This is a genomic window from Rhodopseudomonas palustris HaA2 (assembly GCF_000013365.1).
Lineage (GTDB): Bacteria > Pseudomonadota > Alphaproteobacteria > Rhizobiales > Xanthobacteraceae > Rhodopseudomonas > Rhodopseudomonas palustris_J.
On the sequence record NC_007778.1, the window covers coordinates 3,263,000 to 3,289,131 of the forward strand.

Below are 26,132 nucleotides of genomic sequence, written 5' to 3' on the forward strand. Positions count from 1 at the left end.
GACCCATCGGCGGCTGACTGGTTGGACGAGGAGAGGCGCGTAAATATCTGTGTGCTCGGACCAATTTCACGCAAACCGGCGCCGGTCGCCCGGCCCGCGGCTATTGACCCGGGCCGCCCCGCCCCCTACACAGCGCGGCACGTGAGCGCGTAGCTCAGCCGGTAGAGCACGTGACTTTTAATCATGGGGTCGAGGGTTCGAGTCCCTCCGCGCTCACCACACTGACCGATTCCGGTGCAGTCGCTTCGCCCATCCCGATCCTCCTCGGACCACAGAGTTCATGCGCATCACCCTCGTCGGCTCGCGACATTTCGGCGTGGCCACCCTGGAGATGCTGCGCAGCCGCGGCATCGCGGTGCCGCGCGTGGTTGTGGCGGACGGCGGCGACCGGCTGGCGCTAGCGGCCGAGACGGCCGGGATTGCGGTGACGGTGCAGGCCAGCCCGAAGCTCGTCACCGCCGCGGAGATCGCACCGGACACTGATCTGATCGTCGCCGCGCACTGCCACGCCCGGGTCGATCGCGACGCGCTGGCGGCGGCCCGGCTCGGCGGCATCGGCTATCACCCGTCGCTGCTGCCGCGGCATCGCGGCATCGCCGCGGTGGAATGGACCATCCGCGAGGGCGATCCGATCGCCGGCGGCACGGTCTATCACCTCGCCGACCGGATGGATGCCGGTGCGATCGCGCTGCAGGAATGGTGCTTCGTGCACAAGGGCGAAACCGCCCGCGAATTGTGGGAGCGCGTGCTGGCGCCGCTCGGGATCAAACTGCTGGCGCAGGTGATCGACCACGCCCGCACCCATGCGGAACTGCCGGCGCAGCCGCAAGACGAGCGATTCGCCACGCGAGCGCCCCGAACGACAATGTGACGCAAGCCGGATCGCCATCTCGATACCGGCCACCACCAAATCTACGACTTTCGTACTCACGAAAAATTGTTCCTGCGCAATGTGGCCGCCCCCGCTCGCGACCATAGTGCGTCCATCGAACACGCTGCTTGCGGCTGTTCGATTCACAGAACAACTCGTTTGAGGTTTTCAAAATGGCTGAAAAGACACTGACCGGCCTGTCGGTCGAGGAGTCGGAAGAGCTCCACAAGCACGTGATCGATGGCACCCGCATCTTCGGTGCGATCGCGATCGTCGCTCACTTCCTCGCCTACGTTTACTCGCCCTGGCTGCACTAAGGAGTACTGACCATGAATCAAGGTAGAATCTGGACTGTGGTCAGCCCGACCGTCGGCCTGCCCCTGCTGCTCGGCAGCGTCACCGTCATCGCGATCCTGGTGCATGCCGCTGTTCTCAGCAACACCACCTGGTTCCCGAAGTACTGGAACGGCAAGACCGCGGCGATCACCTCGACCGTGCAGGTCGGCTGATTCGGCTCAATCGAGCTTCGCGACAGGACCGGGCTCCCATTGGGGGCCCGGTTTTTGTTTGGGCCGATGCGTCTGAGAAGACGCGCCCTTGAGGAGATGCCGCCCGCCGGCCCGCTCAGGACTGCCGCTTCGGCGCGGCCAACTGCGTCGCGGTGCGCTTGATCGTCTTGGCGACCAGCAGCGCCTGCTCCTTGGTCAGCGCGAAATCCTGCACGCCCTTCTGCGTCGTCAGCGACAGAATCAGCACATCGGGCTGGTGTTCCGGCCAGCCGGTGGCGAACGCGGTGACGAAATCCGCCGAAGTGGAACGCTGGGTCATCGATCGAACTCCTTGCAAGGTGCCGGCTTGTTGGCCGAAACCCGGGTTCCTTGCAAGGGCCGTCCGCGTCTGCCGCGCTATCGCGCCGGCACGAAGGCGGTGACCTCGATTTCGACCTTGGCGCGGGGATCGACCAGCCCGGAGATGTAGAGCAAGGTCGACGGCGGAAAGTGCCGCCCCAGCGTGTCACGCCATGCCGCGGCGATGCCGGGACCGGCGGCGGCGTAATCCTCGCGGCTGGTGAGATACCAGGTCAGCCGGACGATGTGCTCCGGTCCTGCGGCAGCCTCGGCCAGCAGCGTCACGATCCGCTTCAAAGCCGCGCCGACCTGGTCGGCGAGATCGTCCGATTCGTATTCGCCTTTGTCGTTGGTGCCGGTCTGGCCGGCCAGCACCAGCCACTGCCCTGGCCCGATGAAGGCAACGCCGTGTGAGAAACCGCGTGGCTTCGCCCAGTCGGCCGGCTGCAAGGTTCGCATCACTGATCCTCCCATTGTCTGCGAGCCGGCTTGCGCGGCTCTTCGGCCCAGTCGGGCACAGCAGCCGCCGGAAATCAACCACGCCGATCTGCATTCGCGCGGGTTGCCAATCCCGGCACGGTCGCCGATAGAGCAAGCGGAAACGCCTGGCGACAGAACAGCAGAACAATCCGCCGATGACCCGCCCCCCTTCGAAGAGCATGGCCGCGCTGTGGATGTCCGGCTGGCTCAGCCTGATGCTGATCATCGCGGTCGCCGGTCGCGAGACGTTGCGCGAGCTGAACGTGTTCCAGGTCATGGAACTGCGATCGGTGATCGGCTTTGCGATGCTGTATCCGCTGGTGCACGCCGCCGGCGGCTTTGCCACCATGGCGACGGCGCGACCGCTGCCGCACCTCGCCCGCAATCTGGTGCACTATGCGGCGCAGCTCGGCTGGTTCTTCGCGCTGACGCTGATCCCGATCGGCCAGGTCGTCGCGATCGAGTTCACCATGCCGATCTGGATCGCGATCCTTGCGGCGACCTTTCTGGGCGAACGCCTGAACGTCTGGAGAGTCGCGGCGGTCGCATTGGGACTCCTCGGCGTCATCGTGATCGTCCGCCCTGCCACCGGGACGATCGATCCCGGCCAGCTGATCGCGCTCGGCGCCGCCTTCGGCTTCGCTGTGACGATCACGCTGGTCAAGGCGCTGACGCGGACCGAGAGCACGCTGACGATCATCTTCTGGATGCTGATCATCCAGTCGGCGCTCGGCTTCTTCCCGGCGCTGTATGTCTGGCAGTGGCCGTCGAATTACGCCTGGATCTGGATCGTGGTGATCGCGTTCTGCGGCACGTTCTCGCACTACTGCATGGCGCGGGCGCTGTCCTATGCCGACGCCACGGTGGTGGTGCCGATGGACTTCCTGCGCGTGCCACTCAGCGCAACCGCCGGTTGGCTGCTCTACGGCGAACGGCTCGATGCCTACACCGTGCTCGGTGCGGTGCTGATTCTCGCCGGAAACCTGCTCAACCTGCGCACCGCCCGATCGGCCACCGTCGCACCCAGCAAGACGTGAGACGGCCCCACAGCGCTCGACAGGCCCCTACAGCCCCGCGGCCTTGCGCAGCGCGGCGTTGATGCGCTCCTGCCAGCCGGGACCATCGCCCTGGAAGTGCTCGAGCACGTCCTGATCGATCCGCAGCGAGACCATTTCCTTGACGCCGGGAAGCGCACGCCTCTGAACCACCGGCGCCTCGACGGGCTTGGTGGTCGCCTTCTTGAAGGCGGCTTCAGCTTCGGTGCGGGCATCGTTCAATGTGCGCGGGCGGCGTGGCGGCTGAGACATGAGGTCCTCTTCGATGAGTCTTGAGTCGGAACGACGGACGGAACGAGCACGGAATACGCAGCGCGACGAGGTTTCACGATGACTTGACGAGACGCGGTAACCAACCGTTCACGATGCATCGCACGCGGATGACCACGATGGGAACTGCGCACGAATGAATCAACTGAACCGGCGACAATTCGGCAGGTTTTCCAACCGCCATCGTCCCGCTGCATTGCAGAATCGAATTTCGCAGAACGACCGCATTTGTGTTGCGACATCGTCAGAGTTCCTGGTGTAGAGTTCATGCAACGGAAGGCTAAGTCCACTGCTCAATCCACTGGATGTTGAGGAGGTCACGATGCCAGCGATCGCTGAAGTTCTGTCGACCAACGCCCCTCGTCCTGCGCCGCGTGGAAACGATCTGCCGACCTGCCCGGTCTGCGCAGATTCGATGGTCGCGGCGGAAGCCTCTGCGTTTCTGACGGAGAGCATCGTGAGCTATCTCTGGACCTGCGACACCTGCGGGTATGGCTTTGTAACCAAGCATTCGATGAAACGCTTCGCCTGTAACTGATCTCGGCGCTGCGTTTCTCGCGGTCATGCGGGGTCTCTTGATGCGATATCGCCCTGCTCCCAGTCGGCTCGGGTCTGCATCCGGAACGTCTCGAACGAGCCGCGCGTGATCGCTTCGCGGATATCGCGCATCAGCCGCTGATAGTACGCGATGTTGATCTCCGACAGCAGCATCGCGCCGAGCGTTTCGCCCGACTTGATCAGATGATGGAGATAGGCCCGTGAGCAGTTGCGGGTCGAGGGCCAGTCGCTCGCCTCGTCCAGCGGGCGCGGATCGTCGGCGTGGCGGGCGTTGCGCAGATTGACCGGTCCGAACCTGGTGAACGCCACGCCGTGGCGGCCGTTGCGGGTCGGCATCACGCAGTCGAACATGTCGATGCCGCGCGCCACCGCTTCGAGCATGTCCTCGGGCGTACCGACGCCCATCAGATAGCGCGGCCGGTCGGCCGGCAGGATCGGCGCCGCCTCCTCGATCATCGCAAGCATCACCTCCTGCGGCTCGCCGACCGCGAGGCCGCCGATCGCATAGCCGTGGAAGCCGAGCTCGATCAGCCCGCGCGCGCTGGCGTGGCGCAGTTCCGGCACGTCGCCGCCCTGGACGATGCCGAACAGCATGTGGCCGTCCGGCGCCGTCTCGAACGCGCGCTTGCAGCGCTCGGCCCAGCGCAGCGACAGTTGCATCGCGCGCTCGATGTCGGCGCGCTCCGCCGGCAGCCGGACGCATTCGTCGAGCTGCATCGCGATGTCGCTGCCGAGCAGAAGCTGCACTTCGATGGCGCGTTCCGGCGACAATTCGATTGCGGCGCCGTCGATATGCGAGCGGAAGTTCACCGCCTTCTCGGAGACTTTGCGGAGCTGCGCCAGCGACATCACCTGGAAGCCGCCGCTGTCGGTCAGCATCGGCCCGTTCCAGGTGGTGAAGCGCTGCAAGCCGCCGAGCGCCGCGATCCGCTCCGCACCCGGGCGCAGCATCAGATGATAGGTGTTGCCGAGCACGATATCGGCGCCGGCGTCGCGCACCTCGCGCCAGTGCAGCCCCTTCATCGCGCCCGCGGTGCCGACCGGCATGAAGGCCGGCGTCCGCACCACGCCATGCGGCGTGGTCAGCCGGCCGGTGCGGGCCGCGCCGTCGGTCGCGAGCAGGTCGAAATGGTTCGGCACGCTCATGTGGGCTCCCGGAACAGCAGGCTGGCGTCGCCATAGGAATAGAACCGATAGCCGGTTTCGATGGCGTGGCGGTAGGCCGCCTGCATCGTCTCCAGCCCGCAGAACGCAGACACCAGCATGAACAGCGTCGACCGCGGCAGATGGAAATTGGTCATCAGCACGTCGACCGCACGAAATTTGTAGCCCGGCGTGATGAAGATCGCGGTTTCGTCGGCGAACGGCGCGATCGTGCCGTCGTCGCGCGCCGCGCTTTCCAGCAGCCGCAGCGAGGTGGTGCCGACCGCGACGATGCGGCCGCCTTGCGCGCGCGCCGCGTTCAGCGCCGCGGCGGTGTCACGGCCGATCGTGCCCCATTCGGCGTGCATCCGATGCTCGGCGGTGTCGTCGGTCTTCACCGGCAGGAACGTCCCCGCCCCGACATGCAGCGTCACCCGGTGCACCGTCACGCCCCGCGCCGCGAGTGCCGCGTCGAGTTCCGGCGTGAAGTGCAGCCCCGCGGTCGGCGCCGCGACGGCGCCCTCGTTGGCGGCGAACATGGTCTGATAGTCGGCCGCGTCCCGATCGTCGGGCGCGCGCTTGGACGCGATATAGGGCGGCAGCGGCGTCGCGCCGAGCTCGGCGATCGCCTGATCGAGCGCGGGCCCGTGGAAGCAGAACGCCAGCGTCACCTCGCCGGCCTCGCCCTTGACCTCGACGGTGGCGTCGAGATGGCCGAGCAGACAGACCCGCCCGTCATGGCCGAAGCGGACGACGTCGCCCTCGGCGAGCTTCTTCGCCGGCTTGACCAGCGCCTGCCAGCGCGAGCCGTCGAGCCGCTTGATCAGCGTCGCCTCGATCTTCGGCTCGGTGGCGCGGCCGATCCGGCGGCCTGAGAGCTGCGCGGCGATCACCCGCGTATCGTTGACGACGAGCTGATCGCCGGGCTGCAGCAGCGCCGGCAGGTCGCGCACGACGCGATCCTCCGGCGCCGCGCCGGGGCGCACCACCAGCATCCGCGCGGCATCGCGCGGGCTCATCGGCCGCAGCGCGATGTTCTCGGCAGGCAGGTCGAAGTCGAACAGGTCGGTGCGCATCCGGTATCCGTCATCGCCGGACTTGATCCGGCGATCCATCCTCTTCGAAAGATGGATGCCCGGGTCAAGCCCGGGCATGACACCTTCTATGTGGCGCCGTCGGCGTCAGGAGCCGACCTCGGCAGCTCAAGCCGCCGCGTCGGCGGCCATCGTCGCCTTGACGATCTTGTCGGGGTTCTGCACCGGTTCGCCGCGCTTGATCTTGTCGACGTTCTCCATGCCCTCGATCACCTTGCCCCACACCGTGTACTGGTTGTCGAGGAAGCGGGCGTCGTCGAAGCAGATGAAGAACTGGCTGTCGCCGGAATCCGGGCTGGCGGCGCGCGCCATCGAGGTCGTGCCGCGAACGTGCGGCTCCTTGTTGAACTCGGCCTTCAGCTTCTTGCCGGAGCCGCCGGTGCCGGTGCCCTGCGGGCAGCCGGTCTGCGCCATGAAGCCCTCGATCACGCGGTGAAACACGATGCCGTCGTAGAAGCCTTCGCGCACCAGCTCCTTGATGCGGGCGACGTGGTTCGGCGCCAGATCGGGACGCATCTCGATCTTGACGTCGCCTTGGGTGGTTTCGAGGATCAGGATGTTGTCGTTGTCAGCCATGCTCTCTTCTCGTTCGGTTGGGGGAATGTTCTGCGATCGTCGAACCGCAGCGTGAAGGGACGTCCGGCAACTGCGTTGCCCATGCTTTGCGTGAACGGCAACGGCGTACACCGCTGCAATGTCTCCATCACCGCGATCCGATAAGCGAGACTGTCGAATCCCGGCGTCGTCGCACTTTCGAAGGTGATCCGCGGCTTGCCGAGGATCTGGCCGTCGCGCTTGAAACTCACCAGCACCGTGATCTGCTTGCCCGGATCGCCGGGCGCGAGCTGTGGCGGACGCCAGCATTGTTTCAGCGCCGCAAACAACCCGTCGAGATTGTCGATCCGTGCCTCCTGCGCGACCGCGGCACGGCCCAATGCGCCGATCGCAGATGCGATCAGCACCGCCGCGACAACGTTTCGTCGGCGCGGCGGCATGTCGGCCGCTTACTTGACGTCGGCGGCGACCTGGACCTTGACCATCTTGTCGGGGTCGGTCACCGAGCCGCCGGGCGAGCCGGGCGAGGCCTTCTTCAGCTTGTCGACGACATCCATGCCGGACACCACTTCGCCGATCACGGTGTACTGCCCGTTCAGGCTCGGCCCGTCGTCGAACATGATGAAGAACTGCGCGTTCGCGCTGTCGACGCTGTCGCCGCGCCGGGCCATGCCGACGATGCCGCGTTTGAACGGCACCTTGGAGAACTCCTGCTTCAGGTTCGGATATTTCGAACCGCCGGTGCCGTTGAACTTCTCGCCGTCGCCGGTCTGCGCCATGAAGCCGGCCATCACGCGGTGGAACGGCACGTTGTTGTAGAAGCCGTCGCGGGCGAGCTGCTTGATGCGTTCGGCGTGCTGCGGCGCGATGTCCGGCCGGAGCTGGATCACGATCCGCCCCTTGGTGCTGTCGATGACGATGGCGTTCTGCTTGTCGAGGCCGGCGGGCAGCGGCTGCGCCAGCGCGGGCAGAGCGAACACCAGCGCGGCGATGATGCCTATCAAACGGATCATGGAAACTCCGGATTGCAAAAGCCGGCTAGCCGGCGAATTTCGATTTCAGACTGGCCGCGACATCGGGCGGCACGAAGGCGGAGACGTCGCCGCCCATCGCAGCGATCTGCCGCACCAGTGTGGCGGTGATCGGGCGCACGCCGACCGACGCCGGCAAAAACACCGTGTGGACCCCCGGCGCCATGGTCTCGTTCATGCCGGCGATCTGCATTTCGTAGTCGAGATCAGTGCCGTCGCGCAGCCCGCGGATCATCAGCGACGCGCCGACCTGCTGCGCCGCGGTGACCGTGAGATTGTCGTAGGTGGTGCAATCGAACGCACAGCCGGCGGCCTCGGCGACCGGCTCGAACACGCGTCGCACCATCACCAGCCGCTCCTCGGTGGTGAACAGCGGCTTCTTGCCGGGGTGGATGCCGATCGCCACCACCAGCCTGTCGCACAATTCGACCGCGTGGCGGACGACGTCGAGATGGCCGTTGGTGACGGGGTCGAAGGAGCCGGGATACAGCGCGATACGGGACATGCTTCCGTCTAGCGCGGCCGCATGACGCCCGCAAGCCGATCTGGTTCCGGCCCTGTCCGGGGTTTTATTTCGCTCTGCGGATCGAACCGGAAGGCCACCTCGCGCGTCTATTCCGCGACAGGTGGGCTGCTGAAAACATTACGGTTTTTTCCGCATTGTTTCACGGAGCCTTTACCGGAGAAACAAATTTGCGCGGCCATGAAACCAATTGGTGCGGCGACGAAGATGTTCTGAAACCGGGCTTGGCTACACCACCGGCATTGGGAAGCGACAATCCAACGGGTCGCAAGGCCCGACGACAGGGGACCGTCATGATCAAGGCTCTTTCCGCAGTCGCCATTGCAGCGTTCGTCGCTGCCGCCCTCACCATTCTCCCGGGCTTTGCGCCGCGCGTCGAAGCCAGCGTGCCGGTGGCGCTCGCCAAGGGCGACCGGCTCGACATCCGCCCGCTGGGAACGAATTGCTCCGCACAGGCTTGGCCGAATTTCGAGCCGTCCTGCCTGCGCAATGCCGAAACCCGCACCGCGCCGGTCCGCGAAGCCCGTCTGGTCACCGCGGAACGTCCTTAAGGATCGTGCGTTAGGATACACAGAACCACCCAAGCGCTGTCCTCCAGGAGCGCTCTTCGAAGGCCCCCGGTGTGCCCGCCGGGGGCCTTTCGATTCGTGCTTTGCTTGGGTTCTCTATGGATTCCGGCGGCTGATCAGCCGCCGTTACCGTTTCCGTTCTCGGTCTCTTCCGCCTCGGGAATGTGCTCGACCGACACCACCTTCTCGTCGTCTGCGGTGTCGAACACGATCACGCCCTGGGTCGAGCGCCCAGCGACCCGGATGCCTTCGACCGGGCAGCGGATCAACTGGCCGTTGTCGGTCACCAGCATGATCTGGTCCGAATCCTCCACCGGGAACGACGCCACCAGCTTGCCGTTGCGGTTGTTGACCGACATCGCCACGATGCCTTTGCCGCCGCGGTTGGTTGTGCGGTACTCGAACGACGAGGTCCGCTTGCCGTAGCCGTTCTCCGAGATCGTCAGCACGAACTGCTCGGACGCCGACATCTCGACATAGCGCTGCTCGCCGAGCTCGATCGCGCCGACCGAGGCGTCCTCGCCCTCGACCCCCGCGGCCTCGTCCTCCACCGCCGCCCGCTCCTCGACGCCGCCGCGACGCACCGCATTGGCGCGGCGCAGATAGGCGGCGCGCTCCTCGGATCCGGCGTCGAGATGGCGCAGGATGCTAAGCGAGATCACCTTGTCCTCGGGCGCTAGAGCAATGCCGCGCACGCCCATGGATGAACGACCTTGGAAGACTCGGACACCGAATTCCTTGCCGTCTCTTTGGTCCGAGACAGGAAATCGAATGCACTGACCATTGGCAGTTGTCAGCAACACGTCGTCGCGCTCGGTGCAGATCTGCACGTCGACGATCGCCTCGCCGTCGTCGAGCTTCATCGCGATGATGCCGGAGCGGCGCACGTCGACGAAGTCGGACAGCTTGTTGCGGCGGACATTGCCGCCGGTGGTCGCGAACATCACGTCGAGCGCGGCCCAGGACTGCTCGTCCTCCGGCAGCGGCATGATCGTGGTGATGCGCTCGCCCTGCTCCAGCGGCAGGATGTTGATCAGCGCCTTGCCGCGGCCGTTCGGCGGCGCGATCGGCAGCCGCCACACCTTTTCTTTGTAGACCTGGCCGCGCGACGAGAAGAACAGCACCGGCGTGTGCGTCGAGGCGACGAACAGCCTGGAGACGAAATCCTCCTCGCGGGTCGCCATGCCGGAGCGGCCCTTGCCGCCGCGGCGTTGCGCCCGATAGGTCGACAGCGGCACGCGCTTGACGTAGCCGGCGTGCGACACCGTCACCACCATGTCCTCGCGCTGGATCAGGTCCTCGTCTTCGACCTCGCCTTCCTGCTCGATGATCACGGTCTTGCGCGGCGTGGCGAATTCCGTCTTCACCGCGATCAGTTCGTCCTTGACGATGGTCTGCACCCGCGCCCGCGAACGCAGGATGTCGAGATAGTCGGCGATCTCGAGCGCGAGCTTGTCGAGTTCCTCGGCGATTTCCTCGCGACCCAACGCCGTCAGGCGCTGCAGCCGCAGATCGAGGATCGCCTTGGCCTGCTCGAACGACAGCCGCGCGGTGCCGTCCTCGTTGAGCTTGTGGCGCGGGTCGTCGATCAACGTGATCATCGCGGCGACGTCGGCCGCCGGCCAGTCGCGCGACATCAGGGTTTCGCGCGCCGTGTTCGGATCGGGCGAATTGCGGATGACGCGAATGATCTCGTCGATATTCGCCACCGCGATGGCGAGGCCGACCAAAATATGAGCGCGGTCGCGCGCCTTGTTCAGCAGATATTTGGTCCGCCGCGTGACCACCTGCTCGCGGAACGCGACGAACAGCGTCAGCAGATCCTTGAGGTTCATCAGTTGCGGACGGCCGGCGTCGAGCGCCACCATGTTGGCGCCGAAATTGGTCTGCAGTGGCGTGAAGCGGTAGAGCTGGTTCAGCACCACGTCCGGCACCGCGTCCCGCCGCAGCTCGATCACGACGCGGAAGCCGTCGCGGTCGGATTCATCGCGCAGATCGGAGATGCCCTCGATCTTCTTCTCGCGCACCAGATCGGCGATCCGCTCGACCATGGTGGCCTTGTTCACCTGGTAAGGGATCTCCGAGATGATGATCGCCTCGCGGTCCTTGCGGACCGTTTCGATCTCGACCTTGCCGCGCATCACGATCGAACCGCGGCCGGTGTGGTAGGCGAGACGAATGCCGGCGCGGCCGAGAATGATGCCGCCGGTCGGGAAGTCGGGGCCCGGGATGATGACGTTCAGATCGTCGATCGACAGCGCCGGATCGTCGATCAATGCGATACAGGCGTCGATCACCTCGCCGAGATTGTGCGGCGGAATGTTGGTCGCCATGCCGACGGCGATGCCGCCGGCGCCGTTGACCAGCAGGTTCGGGAACTTCGCCGGCAGCACCTGCGGCTCGTTGAACGAGCCGTCGTAGTTGTCCTGATAGTCGACGGTGTCCTTGTCGAGATCGTCGAGCAGCAATTGCGCGATCTTGGTCAGGCGCGATTCGGTGTATCGCATCGCGGCCGGCGCGTCGCCGTCGACCGAGCCGAAATTGCCCTGACCGTCGATCAGCGGCACGCGCATGGAAAAGTCCTGCGCCATGCGCACCATCGCGTCGTACACCGACTGGTCGCCGTGCGGGTGATACTTACCGATGACGTCGCCGACGGTGCGCGCCGATTTGCGATACGGCTTGTTCCACTCGAATCCGTTCTCGTACATGCCGAAGAGAATCCGGCGATGCACCGGTTTCAATCCGTCGCGCGCATCCGGCAGCGCTCGCGCCACGATCACGCTCATCGCGTAATCGAGATAGCTGCGCTTCATCTCGTCGAGAATGGATACGGGGCGAATATCCGAGGGCGCCTGAGGCTCCCCGGGCTTCTCGTCGTCTTTGTCGGACAAGGGTGAGTTCCGGTCAGATTCTGATGCGAATCATATACCGCATCGAGGCCGCGCAAGCCACCCTCGCGGTCGCCTTTTCGCGGCTTTTTCCAGCCGATTTTCCAATGACTTAGCCGGAGTTTGGCTGGGCGCCCGAAGCGCCTTCCCGGATCGCCCCGAAACGTCGGCGGCGCGCCCCGATCAGTCCTCGCGCAGCACCGCGCCGAAGCGCTCGACGACGACGTCGCGCTTGGTCTCGTCGACCCGCACCGTCATGGCGTAGCGGCCGTCGCGCAGCTCCTTGGACAGCACCTCGGCGTTGCGATGCAGCCAGCTCACGCCGGCCCCGTCGGCGGCGTCGATGGTCAGGTCGAGCACCGAACGCCAGGCCGCCAGCCGCTGCTCGATCGCCAGCAACAGCTCGTCGACGCCCTCGCCGCTCACCGCCGACACCATGAAGCACGGGCGATCCTCGGACCGCCGCGCCGCGATGTTGCGCAGCTCTTCGCGCTGCTCCGGCTCGAAGCGGTCGATCTTGTTCCAGATTTCGAGGATGCGCCCGCCGTCGGCCTCGACGCCGAGCTGGCGCAGCACCGCGTCGACGTCGCGCTCCTGGGCCTCGGCATCTTCGTGCGAGATGTCGCGGACGTGCAGGATCAGATCGGCTTCCAGCACCTCCTCCAGCGTGGCGCGGAACGCCGCAACGAGTTGGGTCGGGAGGTTGGAAATGAAACCCACGGTGTCGGACAGCATCGCCTTGCCGCCGTGCGGCAAGGTCAAGGCGCGCAGCGTCGGGTCCAGCGTCGCGAACAGCATGTCGGCGGCCTGCACGTCGGCGCGGGTCAGCCGGTTGAACAGCGTCGACTTGCCGGCATTGGTGTAGCCGACCAGTGCGACGACGCGATACGGCACGCGCTGGCGGCCGGCGCGGTGCAGCCGCCGCGTCGCCTGCACCTTCTTCAGTTCGTTTTCGAGCCGCGAGATTCGATCGCCGATCAGCCGCCGGTCGGCCTCGATCTGGGTTTCGCCGGGGCCGCCCATGAAGCCGAAGCCGCCGCGCTGGCGTTCGAGATGGGTCCAGGATCGCACCAGCCGCGAGCGTTGATAGTTCAGATGCGCGAGTTCGACCTGCAGCGCGCCTTCCTTGGTCTTGGCGCGGCGGCCGAAGATCTCCAGGATCAGCCCGGTACGATCGAGCACCTTGGCGCTCCACGCCTTCTCCAGATTGCGCTGCTGGATCGGCGACAGCGCGCAATCCATCACCACGAGATCGGCCTCGTGGCCTTTGATGATGCCGAGGATCTCTTCGACCTTGCCCTTGCCGAGATAGGTCGCCGGGCGGATCTGACTGATCGGCGTCAGCACCGCCTCGGCGATCTCCAGATCGATGGCGCGCGCAAGCCCCGCCGCCTCGTCGAGGCGGGCGTCGCTGTCGCGCACGGCATTCATTCCGCCGGCATCGGGATCGGTCTTGCGGACACGAAGATACGGCCCGACGACGATTACCCGCCCGGTCTGGCCGTCTGTCGCCGACCGCGGCCGGTCGGCGCCCCCGTCAAAGCTGCGGGGTTCCAATCAGGACCTTCTCAAGCTGGAGAATCCTCGCCGCCTTCGAACAACTGGATCGGCGCGCCTGGCATAATCGTCGAAATCGCATGCTTGTAGACCAGCTGCGAATGACCATCGCGCCGCAGCAACAGGCAAAAATTATCGAACCAAGTGACAATGCCTTGCAATTTGACCCCGTTCACCAGGAAAATCGTCAAAGGAGTCTTGGTCTTTCGAACGTGGTTCAGGAAGGTGTCTTGTAGATTTTGTGCGCGGTCTGCCGCCATTTTTATTCCCGCAATTGGAATTGTCTTTTTTTGCCGCGGCGCGTCTCTCTGCGGAGCTTCACCTCGGTTGTCGGCCCCCCTGAGATCCCCCTCCGGAGGCTGACAAGGAGATTAGACGGCACGCGTGCTTGTTAGGCAAGCAGCTAAATCGGACGCCGTGCTGCGCGCGACACAAAATTCAGGAAAAGGCCGCAAATCGGTGAAACTGTTCGCGCAGGCGGCGGGCAACTGGGCCCGGCGTGCCACTTCCGATGGCATGGCCGTCGATCGCGACCACCGGCATCACGATCATGCTCGCCGCCGTGACGAAGGCCTCTGCTGCGTCGGCCGCCTCGGCGGGCGTGAACGGACGCTCCTCGAACCGGATCTGCAGCGCCTCCAGCGCCTCGATCAGCACGCCCCGGGTGATACCCGACAGAATCCCCGAGCTGTCGGGCCGGGTCACCACCCGCCCCTGCTTGGTGACGATCCAGGCATTGCTCGACGAGCCTTCGGTGACGAAGCCGTCGCCGTCGACATACCAGGCTTCGTAGGCGCCGGCTTCGCGTGCCGCCTGCTTCGCCAGCACATTCGGCAGCAGCGCGGTCGACTTGATGTCGACCCGCGGCCAGCGATTCTCCGGCACGGTGATCACCTTGATGCCGCGCGCCGCATTCTCCGCGCCCTTGGCCGGATTGATCGTGCGCGCGGTCACCACCAGACTGGGCTTCACACGGCTCAGCGGAAAACCGTGGTCCCGCCGCGCAACGCCGCGGCTGATCTGCAGATAGACGATCCCGAAGCGCACGCGATTACGCCGCACCACCTCGTGCAGGATCACAGCCAGCGACGACAGCGGCATCGGCAGCGCGATCCGCAATTCGCTCAGGGATCGCTGCAGCCGCGTCAGATGCCGCGGCATGTCGACCAGCCGGCCGTCGCGCACCTCGCAGACCTCGTAGACGCCGTCGGCAAACTGATAGCCGCGATCCTCGATGCTGACGCTGGCGTCGCGCATCTCCTGATAGCGGCCGTTCACATAGGCGATGCGCGACATCGAGCAATTCCGGTTGAGAGGTCAGAGAAAAACGATCAGCCGACGCCGAGCGCCTTGAGCTTGCGATGCAGCGCCGAGCGCTCCATGCCGACGAATTCGGCGGTGCGCGAGATGTTGCCGGAGAACCGGCTGATCTGCGCGATGAGGTAGTCGCGCTCGAACACCTCGCGGGCCTCGCGCAGCGGCAGCCCCATGATGTGCTCGCCATTGTTGCCGGTCGGCATCGTCGGCACCATCGAGCCGACGTCCTGCGGCAGCATGTCGGCGGTGATCACCGCATCCGGGCCGCCGCCGGCGAGGATCATCACCCGCTCGACATTGTTGCGGAGCTGACGGACGTTGCCCGGCCAGACATGCGACTGCAGCACGGCCATCGCATCCTGCCCGATCTGCCGCTTCGGCAGGCCGGTCGCTGCCGAAATCTGGTCCATGAAATACTCGATCAATTCGGGAATGTCCTCGCGCCGTTCCGACAGCGGCGGCACCCGGATCGGCACCACCGACAGCCGGTGATACAGGTCCTCGCGGAAGCGTCCCTCGGCGATCTCCTCTTCGAGATTGCGCGCCGTCGACGAGATGATGCGAACGTCGACATTGACCTTGGCGGTGCCGCCGGAGCGCTGGAAGGTCTGCTCGACCAGCACCCGCAGGATCTTGTTCTGGGTCTCGCGCGGCATGTCGGCGATTTCGTCGATGAACAGCGTGCCGCCATGGGCCTCTTCCAGCGCTCCCGCCTTGCGCGCGTGCTCGCCGTTCGGCTCGATGCCGAACAGCTCGACCTCCATCCGCTCCGGCGTGATCGCGGCGGCGTTGATCACCACGAACGGGCCATCGGCGCGGCCGGAGGCGTTGTGCAGCGTCCGCGCCGCGAGTTCCTTGCCGGCCCCCGACGGGCCGACGATCAGAATCCGGCTGTTGGCCTTGGCGGCGCGCTCGATGGTCTGGCGCAACTGGTTCATGCAGGCCGAGCGGCCCATCAGCGTCGAGGCCGACGGCGCCTGCTGCTTCAGTTCGCGCACCTCGCGTTTCAGCCGCGAGGTCTCCAGCGCACGCGTCGCGACCAGAAGCAGGCGGTCGGATTTGAACGGCTTCTCGATGAAGTCGTAGGCGCCGCGTTTGATCGCCGCCACCGCGGTCTCGATGTTGCCGTGGCCGGAGATCATCACCACCGGCACCTCGGCGTGCTCCTTCTTGATCTGCTCGAGCAACTGCAGGCCGTCGAGCTTGCTGCCCTGCAGCCAGATGTCGAGGAAGATCAAATTCGGACGCCGGTTCGCGATCTCCGCCAACGCGGAATCGCTGTCGCGCGCGGTGCGCGACGTGAAGCCTTCGTCCTCGAGAATGCCGGCGACGAGATCGCGGATATCCGCTTCGTCATCGACGATCAAAATGTCATTCGCCATTTGTCGAGCCTGTCATTCTAGCCGCTGTTCGCCGCTTCTATCTTCGGTTCGTTGCCGGCCTTGGCTTTTGGTTCACCGGCAGGCGGTGCCACGGGCTGTCCGGACATCGCAAATCGTAACCGCATCCACGCGCCACGTTGCCCGGGCCGGAAGTCGGATGCGTCGTTGAGTTCGATGCCGCCGCCATGATCGACCAGCACGCGCCCGACGATCGCGAGCCCGAGGCCGGTGCCCTTCTCGCGCGTGGTCACGTAGGGTTCGAGCAGGCGTGAGCGGCTTTGTTTGGGCAGACCGATGCCGTTGTCGACGACGTCGATGACGACGTCGTCGCCGTCGCGCGCCGCCACCACCTCGATCCTGCCCTTGCCGAGTTCCTCCGGCGGCACCGCCTCGATCGCCTCGGCCGCGTTCTTGATGATGTTGGTCAACGCCTGCGAAATCAGACGGCGGTCGAACCGCGCCCGCAGCGGGTCGTCCTTGATCTCGGTCTCGATCTCGACCTCGGGATGGCCGACGCGCATCAGGAACACCACCTGGCGCACGGTGTCGGCGACATCCTCGCCTTCGATTACCGGCTTCGGCATCCGCGCGAAGCGCGAGAATTCGTCGACCATGCGGCGGATGTCGTCGACCTGGCGCACGATGGTGTCGGTGCACTGCTCGAAGATGCCCTTGTCCTCGACGATCACCTTGCCGAACTTGCGCTTGATCCGCTCCGCCGACAGCTGGATCGGGGTCAGCGGGTTCTTGATCTCGTGCGCGATCCGGCGCGCGACATCGCCCCAGGCCGAGGTCCGCTGCGCCGACACCAGCTCGGTGATATCGTCGAGCGTGATGATGTAGCTGTCGCGGGCGTGGCCGGTCTGCTCGGCCGTGACGCGCACCGAGAGAATGCGTTCGCGGCCATCGCGGGTGATGGTGATCTGGCCCTGCACCAGACGCTGCGCGCCTTCGCAGGCCGCGGCCATCATTTCGTCGAGCTCGGGAATCACCTCGGACAGCGGATGCCCCAGCGTCTCGGATTCCGAATGCCCGATCAGCTTCTCCGCCGAGCGGTTGAGAATGCCGATGCTGAGCGAGCCGTCGACGCCGATGATGCCGGCGCTGGCCGACGACAGCACCGCTTCGATGAAGCGGCGGCGACTGTCGATCAGATCGCTGGCGCTGACCAGTTCGTCGCGCTGGGTCCGCAGCTCCTGCGTCATCTTGTTGAAAGTCTCGCCGAGTTGCGACAGGTCGCCCTCGGATTTGAACACCGGCACCTGGACGTGCAGATCGCCGGTCGAGACCATCTGCGCCGCGCCCATCAGGCGGCGGATCGGCGCCACCAGCCAATTGGCGAAGTTCAGCCCGATCAGCACCGACGACATCAGCACCGTCAGCGCGATCACCGTGAACATCAGCGCGAACGCGACCTGAACGCCGAGCCGGCGCGCCTCGATCTCGGCATATTCGGCGACGCTGGCCTGGGTCTGCCGCAATTGCGCCACCACGCGGGGGTCGAGCAGCCGCGCGACATACAGGAAGGTGTCGTCGAAGCCCTTCAGCCGGATCACCGCGGCGACGTAATTGGCCTCGATGAACACCGCGATCTGCGGCTCGGTGTCGTCGACATTGCTGAGGAATTCGGGGGCCGGCGTGTCGAAATCGCGCTGGATGCCGGTCTGGGCCGACTCCACGATGTTGCGGTCCTTGTCGATCAGCATCGCGCCGGGAAGATTGCGCGACGCGGCATCGGTGGTGAGAAATTCGCGGAAGGACTTGCGGTCCTGGTCGAACAGCGGCCGGACCCGCGAGATGTCGTTCGCCATGCCGATGATGTCGCCGCGGATCAGCTGGCCGTGTTCGTGCAGATAGGCATTGGCGACGATCAGCGAATTCTGGATCACCGCCCGGGTCGGCCCTGAGAACAGCCGGTCGAGGCCGCGGTCGAGCGTGACATTGGCGACGACCGACACCAGCACCGCCGGCAGCACGGCGATCACCGAGAACAGGCTGACGATCTGGACGTGGAGCCGCGCCGCCGCCCGTCCGCGCCGCCGGGCCTGGATGATCTTCCAGACCTCGCGGACGATGATCGCCACCAGCAGCAGGATGGTGGCGCCGTTGATCAGCAGGAAGGTGACGACGACGGCCCGGGTGGGCGCAATCGGCGTCAGTCCGGTCAGGATGACGAAGGTGAGGAAGGCCGACAGCAGCGCCACGCACACCGCGATCGGCGCCAGCAGCCGGCGCCAGAAGGCGGCGCGCGGCTCGGCGATCGACGGGTCGTCAACGGTTGGGGTCGACGTCTCTGCGCTGGTCATTCTGGCAATAATCAATGAATGCGACGGGTCACCGCCGCAAAGGCAAGTGATGCATTCCTACAACATTGTTGCTCAATTACGACAATATCGCGGCGCGCCGCCCGAAGAACCTCGGGCGGCTACGCAGTGCACAGCATAAAACCTTGACCCAGCGTGTCAGCCGCCGGTCCGATAAACCTGAATATCGAGGTCGCGGATCTTCTTCCGCAGCGTATTGCGGTTCAGACCGAGCAGATCGGCCGCCCTGATCTGGTTGCCGCGAGTCGCCGCCAGCGCCGCGGTCAAGAGCGGCACTTCGATCTCGCGCAGCACGCGATGGTAGAGCCCCGGCGGCGGGACGCCGTTCGGGAAGCCCGAAAAATGCGACGAAAGGTACATTTCGACCGCTCCGCCGAGATTGTCGACGGTGTGGGCGACGCTGCCGCCGGACACCACCGCGGGCGGTGCCAGTTCGCCGTCGATCACCGAGGCGGTGATGACGTCCTGCGGATACAGCGCCGCCAGCCGCCGCGCCAGATTCTCCAGCTCGCGGACGTTGCCCGGCCAGCGATGCTGCTTCATCCGCTCCAGCGCCGCGCTGTCGAGCTTCTTGGCCGGTAGGCCGTCCTTCTCCGCCAGCGCGAAGAAGTGCCGCACCAGGTCCGGCAGATCCTCGATGTGTTCGCGCAATGGAGGAAGCCGCAGCGGCACCACGTTGAGACGAAAGAACAAATCCTCCCGGAACAGACCCTGCTGGATCAGGATGCGCAAATCCTTGTTGGAGGCTGCAACGATCCGCACGTCGGTCTTGATCGGGGTGCGGCCGCCGACGGTGGTGTATTCGCCCTGCTGCAGCACCCGCAGCAACCGCGTCTGCGCCTCCATCGGCATGTCGCCGATCTCGTCGAGAAACAGCGTGCCGCCCTCGGCCTGTTCGAACCGGCCGGAGGCGCGGGTGTTGGCACCGGTAAAGGCGCCGCGCTCGTGGCCGAACAATTCCGACTCGATCAGGTCGCGCGGGATCGCCGCCATGTTGACCGCGACGAACGGGCCGTTGCGGCGCTTGCCGTAATCGTGCAGCGCGCGCGCCACCAGTTCCTTGCCGGTGCCGCTCTCGCCGGAGATCATCACGGTGAGGTCGGTCTGCATCAGCCGCGCCAGCACGCGGTAGATTTCCTGCATCGCCGGCGAGCGGCCGACCAGCGGGATCGAATCGAATTCGCTCTCGTCGTTCTGGTTGCTGGAGCGCTCCTTCGGCTCGGCCAGCGCGCGGCCGACGATCGCGATCAGCTCCTTGAGGTCGAACGGCTTCGGCAGATATTCGTAGGCGCCCTTCTCCGAGGCGCGGATCGCGGTCATGAAGGTGTTCTGCGCGCTCATCACGATGACCGGCAGGTTCGGCCGCATCTTCTTGATCCGCGGCAGCAGGTCGAAGGCGTTTTCGTCCGGCATCACCACGTCGGTGATCACCAGATCGCCCTCGCCCTGGCTGACCCAGCGCCACAGCGTCGCGGCATTGCCGGTCAGCCGCACTTCGTATCCGGCGCGCGACAGCGCCTGGTTCAACACCGTGCGGATGGCGGTGTCGTCATCGGCGACAAGAATACTACCTGCGGGCATTGCTCGTCCTCATCTTGCAGTCTGTGAGGCGGATGACGCCGGCACGTCCTCGCCGTTGCTCTGATTGTAGTTCTTCGCCGTGTTGTACATCGGCAGCAGCACGCGAAACGTGGTCTTGCGCGGCTGCGATTCACATTCGATGATTCCGCCGTGGTCGCCGACGATCTTGGCGACGAGCGCGAGGCCGAGGCCTGAGCCCGACGCCTTGGTGGTGACGAACGGATCGAACAGGTTCGGCATCAGGTCTTCCGGCACGCCGGGCCCGTTGTCCTTGACGCAGAATTCCAGCGGCAGCGACACCCGGGTCTTCTTGCCGGGCACCGACAGCCGCACGCCGGGACGGAACGCGGTGGTGAGCTGGATCTCGGCGTCGCTGCCGAGATCGATCACGGCCTCGGCGGCGTTCTTCACCAGATTCAGAAACACCTGGATCAGTTGATCCTGATTGGCGAGCACCGGCGGCAGCGACGGGTCGTAGTCCTCGACGAACTTGATGTTGCGCGCGAAGCCGGACTGCGCGAGCCGTTTGACGTGATCGAGCACCGAATGGATGTTGACCGGGCCGCGCGCCACCGGGCGGTCGTCGCCGAAAACTTCCATCCGATCGACCAGCGTGACGATCCGATCGGCCTCGTCGCAGATCAGCCGCGTCAGCATCCGGTCTTCCGACGACGCCTGCTGCTCGAGGAGCTGAGCCGCGCCGCGGATGCCGGACAGCGGGTTCTTGATCTCGTGCGCCAGCATCGCCGCCAGCGCGATCACCGAACGCGCGGCGCTGCGATGGGTGAGCTGCCGGTCCATCTTGTCGGCGATGGTGCGCTCCTGCAGCATCACCACGATGTGGCCGGGGCGTTCGTTCAGCGGCGCAACATGCAGATCGACCTGACGGTCGGCGCCGATCCGCGGCGTGCCGAGATCGACCTTGTACTCGTTGACCGGCGAATTGCCGCTACGCACCTGCTCGATCAACGCCAGCAGCGGGCTGCCGAACGGCACCAGCTCGGTCAGCGATTGGCGCCGAAGGAGCTGCGTCGAAATCTCGAAGAACGATTCCGCCGCCATGTTGGCGTCGATGATCTTGCCGTCCGGGCCGATCAACAGCACGGGATTCGGCAGCGCGTTGAGGATCGCATCGCTTTCGGTCGGCTTGGCGTGGCGCGGTTCGAGGACGGCGTTCATGCGGCGGCTCTCCAGGCGAAATCGTCGTAGGCGTCAGTGAGCGCATGATGCACACGGGTCGGGCTGTCGTCGGTGAGGATCGTCGTCCTCCACCGCTTCAGCGTCGCCGGCGGCGCGCCGCTGGCGGCGGCGGCGACGTCGAGCGACCAGCCGAGATGTTTGCGCGCATGGCGCAGCCCGATGCGCTCGCCATACAGGCCGAGCACGCCGTCATACAGCGCGCGCAGATAAGCGAGCTGATCGGTGAGCGACGGCATCGCTTCGGCGATCCCGGTCTGCAGGCGGCGACCGATCTGGCCCGGCAGCCACGGCTGCCCCTGCGCCCCGCGGCCGATCATCACCGCGTCGGCGCCGGACTGATCCAGCGCCTCGACCGCCATCTGATACGAGGTGATATCGCCATTGACGACCAGCGGAATGCCGACGGCGTCGCGGACCGCGCGGACGGCACGCCAGTCGGCTTCGCCCTTGTAGAACTGACTGCGGGTGCGGCCATGCACGGTCACGAGTTGCACGCCGGCGGCCTCGGCTCGCCGCGCCAGTTCCGGCGCGTTGCGCGAGCGATCGTCCCAGCCGAGCCGCATCTTCAGCGTCACCGGCACGCGCACCGCGCCGATCGTTGCCTCGATCAGCGTCAGCGCGTGATCGAGATCACGCATCAAGGCCGATCCGGACTGGCCGCCGGTCACATGCCGCGCCGGGCAGCCCATATTGATGTCGATGATATCGGCGCCGCCGGCTTCCGCGATCCGGGCGGCTTCCGCCATCCAGTGCGGCTCGCAGCCGGCGAGCTGAACCACATGCGGCCCGTCGTCGATGGCGTCGCAGCGGCGGACAGACATCGCGCGCCCCTGCACAAGATCTTCGCTGGCGGTCATCTCGGATACCACGAGCCCGGCGCCGAGAGCTGCGACCTGTTTGCGAAACGGCGCATCTGTAATGCCGGACATCGGCGCCAGCAGCACGCGATTGGCCACCGCAATTTTGCCAATTCTCAAAGGCGGCGAACCTGTTACTGTAGGTCGGGTCACAAGCTGCTCATTCTGTCGCCAGCGCGTCATTGCGACCGGTCTAGCTCAATGTTTGAGCATTATAGGTCATTGCCTACAGTTTAGCCAGTTATACCAGACATGCAAGTGCGTTGCAGCAATTCTCCCGCCTGACGGCGCGCGAATCACGCGGAATCGACGCTCAGGCATGCTAAGGGCTCTCCCCGCCCCCTCGCCTGCTGTCCCCGATCGAGAAACTGATCCTTGCCGATGCAGAAACCTCCCCGTACCGCCGCCATCATCGTCGCCGCCGGCCGCGGCCTCCGCGCTGGCGCGGGCGGCCCCAAACAATACCGCACGCTCGCCGGACGGCCGGTGATTGCCAGGGCTTTGCAGCCGTTTTGTACGCACCCGGAGGTCTTTGCGGTCCAGCCCGTGACCAATCCGGACGACACCGCGACGTTCAACGAGGCGGTCGCCGGGCTCGATTTCCGACCTGCGGTCGGTGGCGGCGCGACCCGGCAGGCGTCGGTTCGCGCCGGGCTGGAAGCGCTGGCCGAACTGAACCCCGACATCGTGCTGATCCACGACGCGGCGCGTCCCTTTGTCACGCCGGATCTGATCTCGCGTGCGATCGTCGCGGCCGGCCAGACCGGCGCGGCGCTGCCGGTGATCGCGGTCAACGACACCGTCAAGCAGGTCGATGCCGAGGGCTGCGTCGTGGCGACGCCGGACCGCGCGCAATTGCGGATCGCGCAGACGCCGCAGGCCTTCCGTTTCGACGTGATTCTCGACGCGCACCGCCGCGCCGCGCGCGATGGTCGCGATGACTTCACCGACGACGCCGCGATCGCCGAATGGGCGGGATTGACGGTGTCCACGTTCGAGGGCGATGCTGCCAACATGAAACTGACCACGCCGGAAGACTTCTCGCGCGAAGAGAGCCGCCTCACCGCGGCGCTCGGCGACATCCGCACCGGCACCGGCTACGACGTCCACGCCTTCGGCGACGGCGATCACGTCTGGCTGTGCGGGCTGAAGGTGCCGCACAATCGCGGCTTCCTGGCGCATTCCGACGGCGACGTCGGACTGCACGCGCTGGTCGACGCCATCCTCGGCGCGCTGGCCGACGGCGACATCGGCTCGCACTTCCCGCCGACCGACCCGCAATGGAAGGGCGCGGCCTCCGACAAGTTCCTGAAATACGCGGTCGACCGCGTCGCCGCGCGCGGCGGCCGCATCGCCAATCTCGAAGTGACGATGATCTGCGAGCGGCCGAAGATCGGCCCGCTGCGCGACCCGATGCGGCAGCGCATCGCCGAGATCACCGGCGTTCCGGTGTCGCGCGTCGCCGTGAAGGCGACCACCAGCGAGCGGCTCGGCTTCACCGGCCGCGAGGAAGGCATCGCCGCCACCGCGTCGGCCACCATCCGGCTGCCTTGGTCCCCTTGGGGCGCCGAAGGACAGGCCTCCTGACGATGAGCGGCAACGACGCCCGCACCGATTCCCGTGCCTTGGCCCGCTCGTTGCTCGACCTCTGCCGCTCGCGCAAGCTCACCATCGCCACGGCTGAATCCTGCACCGGCGGCTTGGTCGCCGGCGCCCTCACCGACATCCCCGGCTCGTCCGACGTGATCGACCGCGGCTTCGTCACCTATTCGAACGAAGCCAAGCACGACATGCTCGGCGTCGAGACCGCGACGCTCACCACCTTCGGCGCCGTCAGCAAGGAGACTGCGCTGGCGATGGCGGTCGGCGCGCTGGAGCATGCCGACGTCGATCTGGCGGTGTCGATCACCGGCATCGCCGGCCCCGGCGGCGCGACCCCGGGCAAGCCGGTCGGGCTTGTGCATTTTGCGGTGGCGGCGCGCGACGGCCGCATCACCCATCGCGAGCAGCGCTTCGGCGCGATCGGCCGCAGCAATGTGCGTCAGCGTTCCGTCGTCGAAGCATTGCGGATGCTGCTGGAGGTCGCACGCGGCCCAAAGCCGGCGGTGAAGGCGAAGCGCACAGCCGCCACCGGCCTGCACAAACGCGTCGCCCGCTCGCCGAGGCGCACCGCCGCCAGCAAGCGCGTGCCGCCGAAGCGGCCGGTCAAGCCGAAGAAGACTTAGCGACGACGTCACGCGTCGCGGCGACGTGCGATCTTGCGGCGACAGGAGGTGCACGGCATGGCCCCGCCATCGCCGTCACCCTCCGCGAAAGCGGAGGGCCCAGTATCCCAGAGCGCACGTGTTCTTTCGAAGCGCTCTGGAATACCGGGTCGCCCGGACAAGCCGGGCGATGACGAGGGAGTGTGGCGAGAGGGATCCCGTTATTGCTAGACCTCAGCGTCATTGCGAGGAGCACCCGGATCGGCGCTTTGCGCCGTCCGGGCACAGGCTCCGCGACGAAGCAATCCAGACGCTTGTGCTCGGCGCGCTGGATTGCTTCGCTTCGCTCGCAATGACGAAGCACTACGCCCGCGACAGCTTCGGGGCGCCGCCATAGACCTGATCGGCGCGGCTCTCGAAGGCGGCGGCGAAGCGGTGGAAGGCGGTGTCGAACATCGCGCCCATCAGCGTCGCCAGGATGCGACTCTTGAATTCATAGGCGATGAAGAAGCCGACTTCGCTGGCGCGCTCGGTCTTCGCCACGAAGGTCCAGCGGTTTTCCAGATTGCTGAACGGGCCCTGCAGATATTCGACGAGAATCTTGAGATTGGCGCGGTCGAGCGTGACGCGGCTGGTGAAGGTTTCCTGCACCAGTTTGAACGACACCGTCATGTCGGCGATGATCACTTCGGTGCCGTCGTCCTGCGGCGTGCGCTGCCGGATCTTCAGCGCCTTGCAGAGCGGCACGAATTGCGGATAGCGCTCGACGTCGGCGACCAGATCGAACATCTGTTCGGCGCTGTGCGGCACCCGGCGCTTGCTGGAAAATTGCGGCATCGTTGCGAACCCGGCGTCCTGAACTCAGCGCGCCAGCGCCGCGCGCGCTGCCCGCAGCTTGGCGAAATCGTCGCCGGCGTGATGCGAAGAGCGCGTCATCGGGCTCGCCGACACCATCAGGAAGCCCTTGGCGTAAGCCGTCTTGGCGTAGCCGCCGAACTCGTCCGGCGTGACGTAGCGCATCACCGCGTGATGCTTGCGGGTCGGCTGCAGATATTGCCCGATGGTGAGGAAATCGACCTCGGCGGAGCGCAGATCGTCCATCACCTGCAACACCTCGTGGCGCTCCTCGCCGAGCCCGACCATGATGCCGGATTTGGTGAACAGCGTCGGGTCCAGCTCCTTCACCCGCTGCAACAGCCGGATCGAATGGAAGTAGCGCGCGCCCGGCCGCACCGACAGGTAGCGCGACGGCACGGTTTCGAGATTGTGGTTGAACACGTCCGGCTTGGCGGCGACCACGACCTCGAGCGCGCCGTCCTTGCGCAAAAAGTCCGGCGTGAGAATTTCGATCGTGGTGGTCGGGCACGCCTCGCGGACCGCGCGGATGGTCGCGGCGAAATGCGCGGCGCCGCCGTCGGCGAGATCGTCGCGGTCGACCGAGGTGATCACCAGATGTTCGAGCCCGAGCTTGCGGGTGGCTTCAGCCACATAGGCCGGCTCGTTCGGATCGAGCGCGCCGGGCATCCCGGTCTTGACGTTGCAGAACGCGCAGGCCCGGGTGCAGGTGTCCCCCATGATCATGAAGGTGGCGTGCTTCTTGTCCCAGCACTCGCCGATATTCGGGCAGCCGGCCTCCTCGCACACCGTGACGAGGCCGTTCTCCTTGACGATCGAGCGGGTCTCGCCATAGCCGCGGGTGGTCGGCGCGCGGACGCGGATCCAGTCCGGCTTCTTCGGCGACAGCGCGTCCGGCCGCGCCGCCTTCTCCGGATGCCGGGGGCGGACGGGGGTGGACGAGACCGTATCGACGAGGACGACCATG

28 protein-coding genes and 1 tRNA gene are annotated in these 26,132 nt (G+C 66.0%); 9 read left to right on the forward strand and 20 right to left on the reverse strand.

The window, feature by feature from the left end; all coding sequences use genetic code 11:
* Positions 1-143 precede the first annotated feature (143 nt).
* The 4 genes from RPB_RS14410 to RPB_RS14425 all read left to right on the forward strand — a co-directional run bounded on the left by RPB_RS14410 (position 144) and on the right by RPB_RS14425 (position 1,380).
* Positions 144-219 (forward strand) — tRNA-Lys (locus RPB_RS14410).
* Between the two features lie 61 nt (positions 220-280).
* Complete coding sequence (locus tag RPB_RS14415; RefSeq protein ID WP_011441748.1) at positions 281-871, forward strand: formyltransferase family protein; 591 nt, start codon at positions 281-283, stop codon at positions 869-871.
* A 173-nt stretch (positions 872-1,044) separates the two neighbouring features.
* A complete protein-coding gene (gene pufB, locus RPB_RS14420; RefSeq protein ID WP_011441749.1) occupies positions 1,045-1,188 on the forward strand; it encodes a light-harvesting antenna LH1, beta subunit in 144 nt (47 codons plus the stop codon).
* Between the two features lie 12 nt (positions 1,189-1,200).
* On the forward strand, positions 1,201-1,380 hold the full coding sequence (locus RPB_RS14425; protein WP_011441750.1) for a light-harvesting protein: 180 nt from the start codon (positions 1,201-1,203) through the stop codon (positions 1,378-1,380).
* Positions 1,381-1,495: 115 nt separating this feature from the next.
* Here RPB_RS14425 and RPB_RS14430 read toward each other — a convergent pair whose 3' ends face one another.
* Positions 1,496-1,699, reverse strand: a complete 204-nt coding sequence (locus RPB_RS14430) for a hypothetical protein (protein WP_011441751.1) — start codon at positions 1,697-1,699, stop codon at positions 1,496-1,498.
* 77 nt (positions 1,700-1,776) lie between these two features.
* Positions 1,777-2,178 carry a RidA family protein gene (locus tag RPB_RS14435; RefSeq protein WP_011441752.1) on the reverse strand — a complete coding sequence of 134 codons (402 nt, stop codon included), beginning with the start codon at positions 2,176-2,178 and terminating at the stop codon, positions 1,777-1,779.
* Between the two features lie 176 nt (positions 2,179-2,354).
* Here RPB_RS14435 and RPB_RS14440 point away from each other — a divergent pair, with 176 nt between their 5' ends.
* A complete protein-coding gene (locus RPB_RS14440) occupies positions 2,355-3,236 on the forward strand; it encodes a DMT family transporter (RefSeq protein WP_011441753.1) in 882 nt (293 codons plus the stop codon).
* Between the two features lie 27 nt (positions 3,237-3,263).
* Here the strand turns inward: RPB_RS14440 and RPB_RS14445 are convergent, their stop codons facing one another.
* The gene (locus tag RPB_RS14445; protein WP_011441754.1) at positions 3,264-3,506 is read right to left on the reverse strand and encodes a BrnA antitoxin family protein; all 243 of its coding nucleotides are present in this window, start codon (positions 3,504-3,506) and stop codon (positions 3,264-3,266) included.
* A gap of 340 nt (positions 3,507-3,846) precedes the next feature.
* Between RPB_RS14445 and RPB_RS14450 the strand changes: the two genes are divergently transcribed.
* Positions 3,847-4,062, forward strand: coding sequence for a hypothetical protein (locus RPB_RS14450; protein WP_011441755.1), 216 nt, complete (start codon positions 3,847-3,849; stop codon positions 4,060-4,062).
* A gap of 23 nt (positions 4,063-4,085) precedes the next feature.
* Here RPB_RS14450 and tgt read toward each other — a convergent pair whose 3' ends face one another.
* From tgt to coaD, 6 genes are all read right to left on the reverse strand, one after another.
* Entirely contained in the window at positions 4,086-5,228 is a 1,143-nt protein-coding gene (gene tgt, locus RPB_RS14455) for a tRNA guanosine(34) transglycosylase Tgt (protein ID WP_011441756.1), read from the reverse strand.
* A complete protein-coding gene (gene queA / locus RPB_RS14460) occupies positions 5,225-6,301 on the reverse strand; it encodes a tRNA preQ1(34) S-adenosylmethionine ribosyltransferase-isomerase QueA (protein ID WP_041798732.1) in 1,077 nt (358 codons plus the stop codon). Before queA ends, tgt begins: the two co-directional genes overlap by 4 nt.
* A 126-nt stretch (positions 6,302-6,427) precedes the next feature.
* Positions 6,428-6,895, reverse strand: a complete 468-nt coding sequence (locus RPB_RS14465) for a peptidylprolyl isomerase (protein WP_011441758.1) — start codon at positions 6,893-6,895, stop codon at positions 6,428-6,430.
* On the reverse strand, positions 6,871-7,314 hold the full coding sequence (locus RPB_RS14470; protein ID WP_011441759.1) for a hypothetical protein: 444 nt from the start codon (positions 7,312-7,314) through the stop codon (positions 6,871-6,873). The genes RPB_RS14465 and RPB_RS14470 overlap by 25 nt, the downstream gene beginning before the upstream one ends.
* Before the next feature lie 9 nt (positions 7,315-7,323).
* Entirely contained in the window at positions 7,324-7,887 is a 564-nt protein-coding gene (locus RPB_RS14475) for a peptidylprolyl isomerase (protein WP_011441760.1), read from the reverse strand.
* Between the two features lie 25 nt (positions 7,888-7,912).
* Positions 7,913-8,410: a pantetheine-phosphate adenylyltransferase gene (coaD, locus tag RPB_RS14480; RefSeq protein ID WP_011441761.1), complete on the reverse strand. Its 498-nt coding sequence runs from the start codon at positions 8,408-8,410 to the stop codon at positions 7,913-7,915.
* 311 nt (positions 8,411-8,721) lie between these two features.
* Between coaD and RPB_RS14485 the strand changes: the two genes are divergently transcribed.
* Positions 8,722-8,979 carry a hypothetical protein gene (locus RPB_RS14485; protein ID WP_011441762.1) on the forward strand — a complete coding sequence of 86 codons (258 nt, stop codon included), beginning with the start codon at positions 8,722-8,724 and terminating at the stop codon, positions 8,977-8,979.
* A 134-nt stretch (positions 8,980-9,113) separates the two neighbouring features.
* Here the strand turns inward: RPB_RS14485 and gyrA are convergent, their stop codons facing one another.
* The 9 genes from gyrA to dusB all read right to left on the reverse strand — a co-directional run bounded on the left by gyrA (position 9,114) and on the right by dusB (position 22,289).
* Positions 9,114-11,891, reverse strand: a complete 2,778-nt coding sequence (gyrA, locus tag RPB_RS14490; RefSeq protein ID WP_011441763.1) for a DNA gyrase subunit A — start codon at positions 11,889-11,891, stop codon at positions 9,114-9,116.
* Positions 11,892-12,071: 180 nt separating this feature from the next.
* Positions 12,072-13,445 carry a GTPase HflX gene (gene hflX, locus RPB_RS14495; RefSeq protein WP_011441764.1) on the reverse strand — a complete coding sequence of 458 codons (1,374 nt, stop codon included), beginning with the start codon at positions 13,443-13,445 and terminating at the stop codon, positions 12,072-12,074.
* An 11-nt stretch (positions 13,446-13,456) separates the two neighbouring features.
* Positions 13,457-13,705, reverse strand: coding sequence for an RNA chaperone Hfq (gene hfq, locus RPB_RS14500; RefSeq protein ID WP_002711839.1), 249 nt, complete (start codon positions 13,703-13,705; stop codon positions 13,457-13,459).
* Positions 13,706-13,883: 178 nt separating this feature from the next.
* Positions 13,884-14,741 carry a D-amino-acid transaminase gene (locus tag RPB_RS14505; RefSeq protein ID WP_011441765.1) on the reverse strand — a complete coding sequence of 286 codons (858 nt, stop codon included), beginning with the start codon at positions 14,739-14,741 and terminating at the stop codon, positions 13,884-13,886.
* 35 nt (positions 14,742-14,776) lie between these two features.
* Entirely contained in the window at positions 14,777-16,144 is a 1,368-nt protein-coding gene (locus tag RPB_RS14510) for a sigma-54-dependent transcriptional regulator (RefSeq protein ID WP_011441766.1), read from the reverse strand.
* Between the two features lie 17 nt (positions 16,145-16,161).
* On the reverse strand, positions 16,162-18,450 hold the full coding sequence (locus RPB_RS14515) for a sensor histidine kinase NtrY-like (RefSeq protein WP_011441767.1): 2,289 nt from the start codon (positions 18,448-18,450) through the stop codon (positions 16,162-16,164).
* A gap of 156 nt (positions 18,451-18,606) precedes the next feature.
* Positions 18,607-20,049 carry a nitrogen regulation protein NR(I) gene (gene ntrC / locus RPB_RS14520; protein WP_011441768.1) on the reverse strand — a complete coding sequence of 481 codons (1,443 nt, stop codon included), beginning with the start codon at positions 20,047-20,049 and terminating at the stop codon, positions 18,607-18,609.
* Between the two features lie 9 nt (positions 20,050-20,058).
* Positions 20,059-21,228, reverse strand: coding sequence for a two-component system sensor histidine kinase NtrB (locus RPB_RS14525; RefSeq protein ID WP_011441769.1), 1,170 nt, complete (start codon positions 21,226-21,228; stop codon positions 20,059-20,061).
* Positions 21,225-22,289: a tRNA dihydrouridine synthase DusB gene (dusB, locus tag RPB_RS14530; protein ID WP_011441770.1), complete on the reverse strand. Its 1,065-nt coding sequence runs from the start codon at positions 22,287-22,289 to the stop codon at positions 21,225-21,227. Before dusB ends, RPB_RS14525 begins: the two co-directional genes overlap by 4 nt.
* Positions 22,290-22,487: 198 nt before the next feature.
* Between dusB and RPB_RS14535 the strand changes: the two genes are divergently transcribed.
* A complete protein-coding gene (locus RPB_RS14535) occupies positions 22,488-23,693 on the forward strand; it encodes a bifunctional 2-C-methyl-D-erythritol 4-phosphate cytidylyltransferase/2-C-methyl-D-erythritol 2,4-cyclodiphosphate synthase (protein ID WP_011441771.1) in 1,206 nt (401 codons plus the stop codon).
* Between the two features lie 2 nt (positions 23,694-23,695).
* Positions 23,696-24,331 carry a CinA family protein gene (locus RPB_RS14540; RefSeq protein WP_011441772.1) on the forward strand — a complete coding sequence of 212 codons (636 nt, stop codon included), beginning with the start codon at positions 23,696-23,698 and terminating at the stop codon, positions 24,329-24,331.
* A gap of 342 nt (positions 24,332-24,673) precedes the next feature.
* Here RPB_RS14540 and RPB_RS14545 read toward each other — a convergent pair whose 3' ends face one another.
* Positions 24,674-25,147 carry a type II toxin-antitoxin system RatA family toxin gene (locus tag RPB_RS14545; protein WP_011441773.1) on the reverse strand — a complete coding sequence of 158 codons (474 nt, stop codon included), beginning with the start codon at positions 25,145-25,147 and terminating at the stop codon, positions 24,674-24,676.
* A gap of 24 nt (positions 25,148-25,171) precedes the next feature.
* Positions 25,172-26,131: a lipoyl synthase gene (gene lipA, locus RPB_RS14550; protein WP_011441774.1), complete on the reverse strand. Its 960-nt coding sequence runs from the start codon at positions 26,129-26,131 to the stop codon at positions 25,172-25,174.
* Position 26,132: the final 1 nt, after the last annotated feature.

Coding starts and splice junctions, on each gene's coding strand:
- RPB_RS14415 (WP_011441748.1), top strand. CDS start 281: ATGCGCATCACCCTCGTCGGCTCGCGACATTTCGGCGTGGCCACCCTG.
- pufB (WP_011441749.1), top strand. CDS start 1,045: ATGGCTGAAAAGACACTGACCGGCCTGTCGGTCGAGGAGTCGGAAGAG.
- RPB_RS14425 (WP_011441750.1), top strand. CDS start 1,201: ATGAATCAAGGTAGAATCTGGACTGTGGTCAGCCCGACCGTCGGCCTG.
- RPB_RS14430 (WP_011441751.1), bottom strand. CDS start 1,699: ATGACCCAGCGTTCCACTTCGGCGGATTTCGTCACCGCGTTCGCCACC.
- RPB_RS14435 (WP_011441752.1), bottom strand. CDS start 2,178: ATGCGAACCTTGCAGCCGGCCGACTGGGCGAAGCCACGCGGTTTCTCA.
- RPB_RS14440 (WP_011441753.1), top strand. CDS start 2,355: ATGACCCGCCCCCCTTCGAAGAGCATGGCCGCGCTGTGGATGTCCGGC.
- RPB_RS14445 (WP_011441754.1), bottom strand. CDS start 3,506: ATGTCTCAGCCGCCACGCCGCCCGCGCACATTGAACGATGCCCGCACC.
- RPB_RS14450 (WP_011441755.1), top strand. CDS start 3,847: ATGCCAGCGATCGCTGAAGTTCTGTCGACCAACGCCCCTCGTCCTGCG.
- tgt (WP_011441756.1), bottom strand. CDS start 5,228: ATGAGCGTGCCGAACCATTTCGACCTGCTCGCGACCGACGGCGCGGCC.
- queA (WP_041798732.1), bottom strand. CDS start 6,301: ATGCGCACCGACCTGTTCGACTTCGACCTGCCTGCCGAGAACATCGCG.
- RPB_RS14465 (WP_011441758.1), bottom strand. CDS start 6,895: ATGGCTGACAACGACAACATCCTGATCCTCGAAACCACCCAAGGCGAC.
- RPB_RS14470 (WP_011441759.1), bottom strand. CDS start 7,314: ATGCCGCCGCGCCGACGAAACGTTGTCGCGGCGGTGCTGATCGCATCT.
- RPB_RS14475 (WP_011441760.1), bottom strand. CDS start 7,887: ATGATCCGTTTGATAGGCATCATCGCCGCGCTGGTGTTCGCTCTGCCC.
- coaD (WP_011441761.1), bottom strand. CDS start 8,410: ATGTCCCGTATCGCGCTGTATCCCGGCTCCTTCGACCCCGTCACCAAC.
- RPB_RS14485 (WP_011441762.1), top strand. CDS start 8,722: ATGATCAAGGCTCTTTCCGCAGTCGCCATTGCAGCGTTCGTCGCTGCC.
- hfq (WP_002711839.1), bottom strand. CDS start 13,705: ATGGCGGCAGACCGCGCACAAAATCTACAAGACACCTTCCTGAACCAC.
- RPB_RS14505 (WP_011441765.1), bottom strand. CDS start 14,741: ATGTCGCGCATCGCCTATGTGAACGGCCGCTATCAGGAGATGCGCGAC.
- RPB_RS14510 (WP_011441766.1), bottom strand. CDS start 16,144: ATGGCGAATGACATTTTGATCGTCGATGACGAAGCGGATATCCGCGAT.
- RPB_RS14515 (WP_011441767.1), bottom strand. CDS start 18,450: ATGACCAGCGCAGAGACGTCGACCCCAACCGTTGACGACCCGTCGATC.
- ntrC (WP_011441768.1), bottom strand. CDS start 20,049: ATGCCCGCAGGTAGTATTCTTGTCGCCGATGACGACACCGCCATCCGC.
- RPB_RS14525 (WP_011441769.1), bottom strand. CDS start 21,228: ATGAACGCCGTCCTCGAACCGCGCCACGCCAAGCCGACCGAAAGCGAT.
- dusB (WP_011441770.1), bottom strand. CDS start 22,289: ATGACGCGCTGGCGACAGAATGAGCAGCTTGTGACCCGACCTACAGTA.
- RPB_RS14535 (WP_011441771.1), top strand. CDS start 22,488: ATGCAGAAACCTCCCCGTACCGCCGCCATCATCGTCGCCGCCGGCCGC.
- RPB_RS14540 (WP_011441772.1), top strand. CDS start 23,696: ATGAGCGGCAACGACGCCCGCACCGATTCCCGTGCCTTGGCCCGCTCG.
- RPB_RS14545 (WP_011441773.1), bottom strand. CDS start 25,147: ATGCCGCAATTTTCCAGCAAGCGCCGGGTGCCGCACAGCGCCGAACAG.
- lipA (WP_011441774.1), bottom strand. CDS start 26,131: ATGGTCGTCCTCGTCGATACGGTCTCGTCCACCCCCGTCCGCCCCCGG.